This window comes from Neobacillus drentensis (assembly GCF_036962765.1).
GTDB classification, from domain to species: domain Bacteria; phylum Bacillota; class Bacilli; order Bacillales; family Cytobacillaceae; genus Neobacillus; species Neobacillus drentensis_C.
In genome coordinates this window covers 1-9,742 of sequence record NZ_JBALOS010000312.1, presented here as the reverse complement: position 1 = coordinate 9,742, position 9,742 = coordinate 1, and the positions used below count along the sequence as shown (strand labels likewise).

Here is a 9,742-nt window from a genome sequence, read left to right as displayed (position 1 = left end):
CAATATTCCTTTGGAGGTGTGTTGAGAAAACTTTCTGTCATAGTTTCCAATCATTAGAGCAATGAAAATCAATACTTACCTGAAACGATTTTATTAATAGGATTTCAAAATTACCTTAAGGAGTGTTCTGCATGGGGAAATATATTGTGTTAACGAATAAAGATACCTTCCAAACGATTCTTGAAAACGATGGATTAAAACCGGTAGAAACCTATGATTTCTATTTCTTTGACAATCTAAAGGCGAAATACACAATTGCCGAAGTCCTGGATGAAACCATTAAAATTCAATTATTTGAGAATTATGAAGGAAAAGAATATATCAATCAGATCGCGGTAAAGTTTTTTGAAAAGTTTGACACAATCGAAGCAGCTCGTGAGGAATTAAATGAGATCGTCAAAGCGTCTGGAAACAGTCAAGATTCTGTAAACTCCAAACTGGTAAAATCAACAGAGATAATCGTTTAAGAATTCATTGCTGCCAGCAGTTTATTCCATATAGATTGAATCCGGAGAGAAAAAGTCTCCGGATTTTTATACTTTAATAGCCCGACAAAAAACCGCCACTTGGTAGTGACGGTTGAATAAAAATCGTTAGAATTTAAGTGTTTTTCTAAGTGAAGCAAGTTTTTTTTCTGCCTTTTCTGCAGCTTTTTTGGATCCAAATAGAAAGTTTAACATCGAAAAGCCCCCTATGAATTGAGTTATTTGATACTGTCATTGTATAATGGGCGGAACAAGAAAACAAGTTTTTTGTATACCAAATACCAAAATAATTCGAGATAAATGGCAAATATTTGACTAATCTACGTTCTTAAGATTTGTTTGGTATACAATTTCTAAAAAGATAGGGTGTTGATGACATGCTGAGGTATTTGTTTTTTCTTGTAATTTTATTGTATTTATTCTCTGTGCTCTTTCCCGTCCTTCATCTTAGTGGCCTGATCTCCTGTCTTAGCCTTTTGATTGTCCTTATGACCTTATATCAAGCCAAGCGATTTGTTCAAATTTTAGGAGGAACATTTTTGCTTTTTGGTGTGGTCTTACTTATTTCCAGTGGAGCTCCGTGGCAGCAATACATCCTCTCTTTCGGCTCGATGCTTGACTTGCTAACCATGTTTACGCTTATCCCAATATTAGGGATTCCAATAAGATTAGGGGGATATAGCGGGGGCATACAAAGCATTATTCAAAAGAGGGTAAAAACCTCTGGTCAACTGTATATGATCACGTCTGGTATTTCGTATTTTTTTAGTATTTTTATGAATCTGGCCACCCTGCCAATGACATATTACTCGATTAGGCCTGCTTTAGACGTTATTCCCGTTGAGAATAAGGAGCGATTCATGAGTAGAGCAATCACGCGCGGGTTTGCGATGCCTTTACTGTGGGCACCAGTTACTCCGATTGTCGGGATTGTAATCACGATGACGCATGTAAGCTGGGTCTCCATTCTTCCATATGTAATTCCTTTAAGCATTGTGGGCGTAGGTGTGGATTGGTATATTGGCTCACGCAGGGCAAATATTATGATCCAAAACAAAAAGAGCCTTTCCGTCCACGAAACTGCTGCAACCGTTGAACCAGTGGGTCAGATGAATCGAGCAGGCAGAGTCTTTCAAATACTATTGGCCATCATTATTTTTAACCTGGTCATTTCGCTCGTAGAATCAAAGTTTCCTTATCCATTTTTAATTTTGGTCTCCTTGCTGGTCATTCCATTTTCCTTAGTTTGGTCCCTTTTCTTAAAGCAGGGTAAGGAGTTCGGTGCCCATTTGGTCAAACATTTTCAAACCTTCTCTATAAGTATGAAGGATCAATTCTTTATTTATTTATCGGCAGGTTTTTTTATTTCAACGATTAATGTTACTCATGCGAATGTCTTTCTAGATGCCTGGGTTAACAAGTTTATTCAATTTGCAGGTGTAGAGATCTTTTTAATTTTACTACCGTTAATCCCACTAGCTTTAGCCTTTTTAGGATTGCATCCTGCCGTGTCATTAGCATTAATGACCGAAGGCTTGAATCCAACGGTGGTTGGAATCTCCCCTCATATCTTGACAGTGGCGATGTTAGCCGGCGCAGTATCTGCTTTTCTAGTAGGTCCCTATAATGCCACTTTAGGGCTTATGTCAAGTATCGTCAAGGAAAGCTCCTATAAAGTGTCGAACTGGAACCTTTCCTTCGCAAGTATTTATATCGGCTGTGTCATGGTGTATCTATTTATTTTACAAATGTATTTATCTTAATTATTGGTGCAGAACAAAAGGTGTCAGCCCATTTGGTTGACACCTTTTTCCATTTCATCGGGTATTACGTCCATCACTATCACTAGAACTCTCTTCTTTAATTTTCGCGGCTATTTCCTTCGCAAAGTGTCCAAGACTCCCCTCGCTATACGAACGAATCACTTCAGGTGCTAAAGATGTTAATGCTCTTTTCAGGTAATCCGGTGACAAGCCTCTTTTCATACATTCCGTTTCTATTGTTACTGCTGTTTTGATAGCGAAATACGTGGCTAATTTGTTTACCTCTGATAAAACATTCTCACTATCCATATTGATCTTGCCAAGTACGTGAAAAAGTTCGCCAATCGTAGGAGGTAACTCAGTTTCGGTAATAAATAGGCCATTACCATGTTCCAATAAATCCTTTGAATGTCCCATATATTTGACCCCATATACCTTTAGGTCAGGAAACTTGACCTTTATTTCATTGGTAGGAAGATTTGTTGCCATATTAATGATCCTTGGTGTATATGGGAGATTACCTTGTAGTTTTTTAGAAGCAATAAATGGAATAACTTCTGTTGCTGGCAATGCTAGCACTAAGAGATCAACATCCCTCCATTCACTTTCTGTTAGGAGGTAGCCATTTTGGAAGCCTTGCAGAAAGTGTCCTGCTTTCGTTTGTACCGGATGATAAACGCCAATGGCAATCCCTTCTTTGTCCCAATGTGTCATCATCGCAGTCCCTAATTTACCAAGCCCTACTAAACCGATCCTCTGGTCTTTCATTTTCCATCTCCTCTCTTCTTTTCATCCTATGACTCTTGTCATTTTAAGATAACGATTTTGCAATCCAAAAATAATAAGGCTACCCCAAAAATCAGTTCGCTGCTGACTTTTGAGATAGCCCTTTTATTTATTTATGACCCCTAATTTGTATCTAGTCTAATGAAATAGCTTAGTACAAGGAAACTGTTTATCTACCAGATGATTACTGCCAAAAGAGTGGCAAGGAAAAGTCCGGTTATTACTGGGAAGAAATTCTTTCTGGCCAGCTCTAACGGTGACACTTGTAAGAAGCCGGCAACTGCAACAAGTGACGACCAAGCAATCAGCGTGCCTCCTCCGCTCCAAACTGCACCCATTTGCCCAATAGCTGCAAGAACAGAAGGATCGATGTTACTTCCAGGTCCAATTGCTCCTGACAAAGCACCAGTTAACGGAAGACCAGCAAACCCAGATCCATCTAACCCGGTAATAATACCAACGATTAAGATACTAAATGCTGCAATAAATGGGCTGTGTGGAATATAATTTTGAGCTGCTTGGATCAAATCAAATAAGAATCCTGGCTTAGCTGCATCTTCACCTAACGAAAGGATAGATGCTGAAAAGTCTCCACTTCCCATAAAGAAGTAACCTGCAATCGGAATGACGGGAGCCATTGCTCTAAAAGCGAAAACAAACCCTTCAGTAATATGTTCACTGATTTTATCAAGCGCATGGATTCGGTTAAAAGCAATCGTCGCTAATACTAAGAGAATCGTTGCAACTCCGCCAATAAAGGCTGCGCCGTCGCCTCCCTCAAATCCTGCACCACCGCCAATTTTGGTCTGGAACATAAAAATCATAACAGCCAACATCGCTAACGGCACAATGATAGCAAAGATTTTTCCCCATTTTTGTTTTACCTTAATAACTTCAGCAGTTTCTTCTACTGTAGCAGCAAGTTCTTCGCTAACTTGGAAGAATGCTTTTTCTTTTTTATTAATCTCATTAACAGATTTTTTTGTAATCGCTTTTCGATGTGTTGCATATACAATAGCAAGAGAAGTTAATCCAGTAATAAGAGAAAGAATGAAGGCCTTATCTGAAACTAAGGATTTATCAATTCCTGCAGCTTTCGCACTTAACATTGGGGCTACTTGCATTATATAGTCTGATGAAAGGGCCATACCTTGTCCTGCAATAACAATAACCATTGCTGAGGTCATGACTGGCAATCCTGCACTAACTGCAGCAGGTACTAATAAAGCACAAATTAATGGAACAGCTGGGGTTGGCCAGAAAAAGAGTGAAATCACAAACGTCGTGACCATTAAGACTAAATAAGAAACGTGTCCGTTTACCATTATTTTTTGAATCGGTACAACCATCCGTTTATCTGCCCCTAGATCCTTCAAGGAATTAAGGAGACCGATCATGATGGATATGATTAGGAAAATACTAAATAGCTCCTTTGCCGCAACAAGGTTAGCATTAAAGACGGCTTGAAATCCGGCGATCACGCTGCCTTTATACACGGCTGCCACTAAAAAGGTTCCAATAATAAGTGGTAAAACAACACCTTTTCTAAAAAGCATGATAATAATAACGGCTACAGTGACAACTAGATAGACCCAATGAGCTGCTGTTAATTCCATATTTCCCCTCCGTAGTTTTAAAATAGTTTAAAACGTTTGTAGCGAAGATTCCCTTAACTATTGGAAAAGATCGTAGGAGAGGAATACTCTTTTTATGTAGAATATATTCATGGTGTAAATCCTCTACTTCTAATTTTCTTTTCATACTCCCTAAAAAGATGAACAATGGCAAGTTTCGTTAAAAGAATAAATTTTTGAGAGAATATATTTTGCATACTGTAGATTGTATACCATGATTAAATAAATTTTTTACGGAATTACTGATGGCAACTAAATCCTGAATCAAAAGAACCTTTATAACNNTTTATGTAGTTTGATGGTAAGGATTATTCTAGATCAACCTCCTCTTTTTCACTATGTACACCTTGTAAAGTATAAGGTTGAAAATAATATACCATTATTCTTTTGTCTTTGCAAACTATTTTGAAAATTTAGAAGTTTACCTATATTTATCTTATTGATATTGATTTTGTGGGTCCAATCGGCTAAAATGTAGAAAATTAATGGTACACGGTATACAAGATTTATACATAGATTGATAGCTTTCTAATTAATGATTCCTAAAAAATATAATCCCGAGGAGAGAGTAAAAATGCTTAGAGTTGGTATCATTGGATATGGAACGCTCGGAAAGAGTATAAGTAAATTAATTGCATCAGGAAAAGCTGGCGATGTTGTTCTTCAAGCTATTTTGGTTCGAACCCCGCTCGGCACTTATGACAAATTACCAGATCAATGTACAGTAACTAGGAATGAAGAAGCTTTTTTTAACCAAGATTTAGATATTATCATTGAAGTAGCTGGGCACCAGGCCCTCCAACTTTACGGGGAAAAAGCCCTTTCCTTTGGAAGTCATTTAGTCATCCTTTCGGTTGGTGCTTTAGCGGATAGAAACTTCTATGAGTCTTTAAAAACGGCCGCAGCGAATTCCAAGAAACAATTGATTATCCCGTCAGCAGCCATTGCTGGTTTGGACCGTATCGCTGCTGGGGTATTAGGGGAAATTGATGAGATCAAACTGATTACAAGAAAACCGCCAAAAAGTTGGTATGGTACGATTGCGGAGGAAAAAGTCAATTTAGAAACGATTACTCATCCTGTTTGTATCTTTGATGGCAATGCCAGAAATGCTGCAACATTATTTCCTCAAAATGTAAACGTGTCGGCAGCGTTAAGCCTCGCCGGTATTGGCTTTGAAAAAACAAAGGTTCAAGTCTATGTAGACCCGACCATTCAAATGAATACCCACACTATTGTAGCGAAGGGTTATTTCGGTCAAATGGAAACCACTATTCAAAACAATCCTTTTCAGGAAAATCCTAAATCCAGTCCGATTGTTGCTATGAGTGTAGCAAAAGTATTGCAAAACCTAACTTCAACCGTTGTGATCGGCGTTTAATTTGTTGTAATAGAAAAGAAAAATTCATTTTAAAGAGGAAAAAGATGCGTAATTAGCAATATAAATATACTCACAAATAACAATCAAATCAGCAGATATAACACGAGAATTTTATATACCATTTCTTTTCTAGGAAATGGTATTTTTTATGTTTATTAATTATGATAAATATGTGAATTTCCTATTATATAGATGGACTAACGTAATGCTATGTTAATATTATTGAAATAGTGGTATTTTTTTATTTGATAAAAAGGGAAATATATGAAGAAAAAATAGTAAGTTATGTTGAAATAAAATACCCACTTAATGAATTGGTTTTGAATATAAAGACGGAGGCGATTAATATGTTGGTAGTCACCACAGAAAAAATTGAAGGTTACAAAATTGTAGAAGTAAAAGGGCCTGTATTTGGTCTAATTGTAAGAAGCAGAGGCATTGGCGGTGATATTATGGCAGGGTTAAAATCCCTAGTAGGCGGAGAAATCAAACAATATACAGCTATGCTTGAAGACTCAAGAAAAGAAGCTTTGGACCGTATGATTAAAAATGCTAATCAAATGGGGGCAAACGCAATTGTAATGATGAGATATGACTCTGGAGAAATTGGTAAAAATATGAGTGAAATTGTGTCATATGGAACTGCTGTTGTTGTGGAGACAATATAATGAAATTCGTCATAGGTTATTATGTCTTAGAAGTTATAATCATTATCATATGCATATTGCTTGGATATTTTATCTATGACAAACGGTTTAATCGTAATCACGGTGCAAAAGTCCCCGATGGTTTTCAATCGACAGAAGAAATAAATATCGACCCTGTAACTGGCGAAAAAACAAGAGTGTATTATAATCCTGATACAGGTGAACGATTTTATAAAAAAGATAAATAATTGCAAATGCAAGGAAATTAAAATATCGAAAAAAAACCACGGGTTTTGTAAAAATCGTGGTTTTCGTTTTTTGCATTATAAATTTGAAACATGGTTTAANNGACTAATACTTATTATGAATTGAAAAATAGGGATGGAGTTTCCTTTTATTTCTTCTTTTTTCCTTGATTGACTGCCTCAGTATACGCTTTTCGTGAATTTTCAATATGAATCTTTGTCAAATATTCGGCCATTTCTGCCTCTTGATTAATAATAGCTTCCATAATACGTAAGTGCTCTTCCATCGATTGTACAGGCCGGCCCGGATTTTTATATCCTGTCTTGGCAAAAGCTCGAATATAATCCGATAAGCCACTTAATATTTCATAAAGTTTGGCATTTTTTGCTGAACTGTATAAAAGATGATTCAAGTCACCATGTAAATTAGAGAAATCGTGATCATCCTTATTCCTTAAACAATCCTCTACTTTTTTACTGTACTCGATAAACTTACTTTTGGTTTCATCGTCTAACTTTTGAACAGTTAGTTTAGCTGCTAAAACTTCAAGCGAGGACAGAATCGTAAATACTTCAATAATTTCCTTTTCCGAAATATCTGCGACAATTACACCTTTTCTTGGAACGGTTTTTACAAATCCTTGAGATTCTAGTCTAAATAACGCTTCGCGAATCGGAGTCCTGCTAATATTTAATCGTTCGGCTAGTTCCCGTTCTACTAAACGATCACCAGTTTTGAATTCACCTTCTAAAATAAGATCTTTAATATGAATAAAGACCCTTTCACGTAAAGAAATTAAATCTTCCTCGGCCCAATTATTCCCCACAGTTTCTCCTTCTTTCTAGGTATACATTGTACCAATTATAACTCACACTATTTAAAAACTTCAAATTATTTGGTTGGAATTACCAAAGAAAAAATAGTTCTTACGTAACTTTACTATCTATGGAGATGTTCACTTGGTCTTTTGTAAGATAACACTTCTCCAAAAACAGCTTGCGTTATAATCTTTGTCATCACTTCGGCAATCATCATGACCGTAAATAATCGCGTGTTATTTAAGGATTGTACCGGTGAAAGTGGATCCAGGTAATTAACGACTGCCTTCATATGGTATTCCCCCACTTGTGGCAGCTTTTTATTGACAGCGATCCCAGGAATTAATGAACCTTCTTTTAAGAATATGAACCCAATTTGCCGTTCATCTCCTAAACAAGCATCGATGCCTAAAATAAACGGATTATTGTGTGTTTGATTAATTTCCTTCAGGATTATTTGCATATTTAAGGCATGAACTGGTTTTTCTAAGGTTCCGTACACAGGGAATGGGATGTTAGTTTCTTTCAGCATCGTCCCCAAGATGGGACCGAGTGAGTCTCCTGTTGAACGGTCGGAACCCACACACAAAAATATGACTTCCCTTGAGGTATTGGTTAGGACTTCCCTCAGTTTATTGACAAATTCATTAAACTCATTTCCTTCTGTGGTCTCTTTTACGGAAAAATAGCATGATTTTCCTGCCTTCTCAATGGTCTTTTTCTTGCCGTCAAAAGGCCACATTAGCATCAACCCTCTTCTCAAGTTGTAGTTCCCTATTTCTGTCCATTTGCCCACTGTCATGTTCCCTACACTTCTCTCGAGAATTTTTCCACGTCTACCTATATTTTATGATAGCGATGATAAAACCTTCCATATCCATGCATATAAAAATCACAAAAAAGAATAAGCTTGTTCACATTTCTGTAACAAAATAGTGCCTGACACCAAATGGGTGTCAGGCACTATTTTATTTATACTGACCTTCAATTAATTGAATCCGTTTGTACAATTCCTTATTTACTGGTGTTGGAATACGGTATTGATCAGCTAAGTTTAAGACAGTTCCGGCAAACAATTCGACTTCGCTCGGGCGGCTGGCTTCGACATCTTGAGCCATGGACGGTTTTCCGTCTGGGCTTAAGGTTGCCAATACACTTAACCAATAGTCTAAGTCAGCTTCGGTTAAATTAATCCCTGCTTTTTCTGAAAGCGCGATAACCTCATTCATCGCTGCAATCATCATTTCTCTAGATTTTCCTTCCCCTTGTACCTCGCCATAATTACTCTGAAAAATGGCAACGGTTTGATTGACCCCCACATTTAACATAAACTTCCCCCATTGTCGTTTCACCATATTCGTATCGATTTCATAGGGAAGACCTACTTTCTCAAAAAATGCCGCCACACTCTTTACCTTGTCAGATATCAAGTCTGGTTCACGTTCCCCAATAACAAGGATACCCCTATGGTCATAGGTCAACTGATTTCCAACTTTAACTGCATCCATTCCTTGGGCAACACAATATAAAATATGGTCATCTCCATAAGTCTCTCCAATTACTGCCTCACTGGAAATCCCATTTAGGGCAGATAATATAATTGTGTGCTCACCTACATGATGCAGAACGGACTGAATCGCATCTTTTAACCCATCATATTTTACCGTGAATATTAGCAAATCAGCTGGGTCACATATTTCATCAGGTGTCAGAAATGTAAATTCACAGCGTTCACCATTACAGTAGACATGTTCCTTCTCATATCTTTCGATTCGCTTCCGGTCCGCAATGATCCGTAAATCGGCCTTTGGCATTCTCTTCGAAAAATAATGTCCATACATTATTCCTAATGCCCCTAAACCAATGATTGATACTTTTTTTATCTCCATAACAAATTACCATCCCATTCTCCTGCTCATCTGTTAAATTGGCAGATTTTTTTTATGTATTTTGATTGCAGAATCAATTGTCTCCTACTATTT

The 9,742-nt window shown here is 37.2% G+C and carries 10 protein-coding genes; 5 read left to right on the top strand and 5 right to left on the bottom strand.

Annotated features, from left to right (window positions below; genetic code table 11):
* Nucleotides 1-131 precede the first annotated feature (131 nt).
* Nucleotides 132-467, top strand: coding sequence for a hypothetical protein (locus V7137_RS27955; protein WP_335701083.1), 336 nt, complete (start codon nt 132-134; stop codon nt 465-467).
* Nucleotides 468-1,024: 557 nt separating this feature from the next.
* Nucleotides 1,025-2,248 (top strand): hypothetical protein, encoded by a 1,224-nt coding sequence (locus V7137_RS27950; protein WP_335701082.1) that lies wholly within the window; start codon nt 1,025-1,027, stop codon nt 2,246-2,248.
* A 54-nt stretch (nt 2,249-2,302) separates the two neighbouring features.
* Here V7137_RS27950 and V7137_RS27945 read toward each other — a convergent pair whose 3' ends face one another.
* On the bottom strand, nt 2,303-3,016 hold the full coding sequence (locus V7137_RS27945) for an NAD(P)-binding domain-containing protein (protein ID WP_335701081.1): 714 nt from the start codon (nt 3,014-3,016) through the stop codon (nt 2,303-2,305).
* Nucleotides 3,017-3,207: 191 nt separating this feature from the next.
* On the bottom strand, nt 3,208-4,650 hold the full coding sequence (locus V7137_RS27940; RefSeq protein ID WP_335701080.1) for a hypothetical protein: 1,443 nt from the start codon (nt 4,648-4,650) through the stop codon (nt 3,208-3,210).
* A gap of 592 nt (nt 4,651-5,242) precedes the next feature.
* Between V7137_RS27940 and V7137_RS27935 the strand changes: the two genes are divergently transcribed.
* The 3 genes from V7137_RS27935 (at nt 5,243) to V7137_RS27925 (ending at nt 6,944) form a co-directional block, all read left to right on the top strand.
* Nucleotides 5,243-6,049 (top strand): aspartate dehydrogenase, encoded by an 807-nt coding sequence (locus tag V7137_RS27935; RefSeq protein ID WP_335701079.1) that lies wholly within the window; start codon nt 5,243-5,245, stop codon nt 6,047-6,049.
* 347 nt (nt 6,050-6,396) lie between these two features.
* Nucleotides 6,397-6,717 carry a YbjQ family protein gene (locus V7137_RS27930; RefSeq protein ID WP_335701078.1) on the top strand — a complete coding sequence of 107 codons (321 nt, stop codon included), beginning with the start codon at nt 6,397-6,399 and terminating at the stop codon, nt 6,715-6,717.
* Nucleotides 6,717-6,944: a hypothetical protein gene (locus V7137_RS27925; RefSeq protein WP_335701077.1), complete on the top strand. Its 228-nt coding sequence runs from the start codon at nt 6,717-6,719 to the stop codon at nt 6,942-6,944. The genes V7137_RS27930 and V7137_RS27925 overlap by 1 nt, the downstream gene beginning before the upstream one ends.
* A 146-nt stretch (nt 6,945-7,090) precedes the next feature.
* Here V7137_RS27925 and V7137_RS27920 read toward each other — a convergent pair whose 3' ends face one another.
* The 3 genes from V7137_RS27920 to V7137_RS27910 form a co-directional block, all read right to left on the bottom strand.
* Entirely contained in the window at nt 7,091-7,768 is a 678-nt protein-coding gene (locus V7137_RS27920) for a GntR family transcriptional regulator (protein WP_218347265.1), read from the bottom strand.
* A gap of 113 nt (nt 7,769-7,881) precedes the next feature.
* Nucleotides 7,882-8,562 (bottom strand): spore protease YyaC, encoded by a 681-nt coding sequence (yyaC, locus tag V7137_RS27915; protein ID WP_335701076.1) that lies wholly within the window; start codon nt 8,560-8,562, stop codon nt 7,882-7,884.
* Nucleotides 8,563-8,728: 166 nt separating this feature from the next.
* A complete protein-coding gene (locus V7137_RS27910; RefSeq protein WP_335701075.1) occupies nt 8,729-9,649 on the bottom strand; it encodes a ketopantoate reductase family protein in 921 nt (306 codons plus the stop codon).
* Between the last annotated feature and the right edge of the window lie 93 nt (nt 9,650-9,742).

Coding starts and splice junctions, on each gene's coding strand:
- V7137_RS27955 (WP_335701083.1), top strand. CDS start 132: ATGGGGAAATATATTGTGTTAACGAATAAAGATACCTTCCAAACGATT.
- V7137_RS27945 (WP_335701081.1), bottom strand. CDS start 3,016: ATGAAAGACCAGAGGATCGGTTTAGTAGGGCTTGGTAAATTAGGGACT.
- V7137_RS27940 (WP_335701080.1), bottom strand. CDS start 4,650: ATGGAATTAACAGCAGCTCATTGGGTCTATCTAGTTGTCACTGTAGCC.
- V7137_RS27935 (WP_335701079.1), top strand. CDS start 5,243: ATGCTTAGAGTTGGTATCATTGGATATGGAACGCTCGGAAAGAGTATA.
- V7137_RS27930 (WP_335701078.1), top strand. CDS start 6,397: ATGTTGGTAGTCACCACAGAAAAAATTGAAGGTTACAAAATTGTAGAA.
- V7137_RS27925 (WP_335701077.1), top strand. CDS start 6,717: ATGAAATTCGTCATAGGTTATTATGTCTTAGAAGTTATAATCATTATC.
- yyaC (WP_335701076.1), bottom strand. CDS start 8,562: ATGACAGTGGGCAAATGGACAGAAATAGGGAACTACAACTTGAGAAGA.
- V7137_RS27910 (WP_335701075.1), bottom strand. CDS start 9,649: ATGGAGATAAAAAAAGTATCAATCATTGGTTTAGGGGCATTAGGAATA.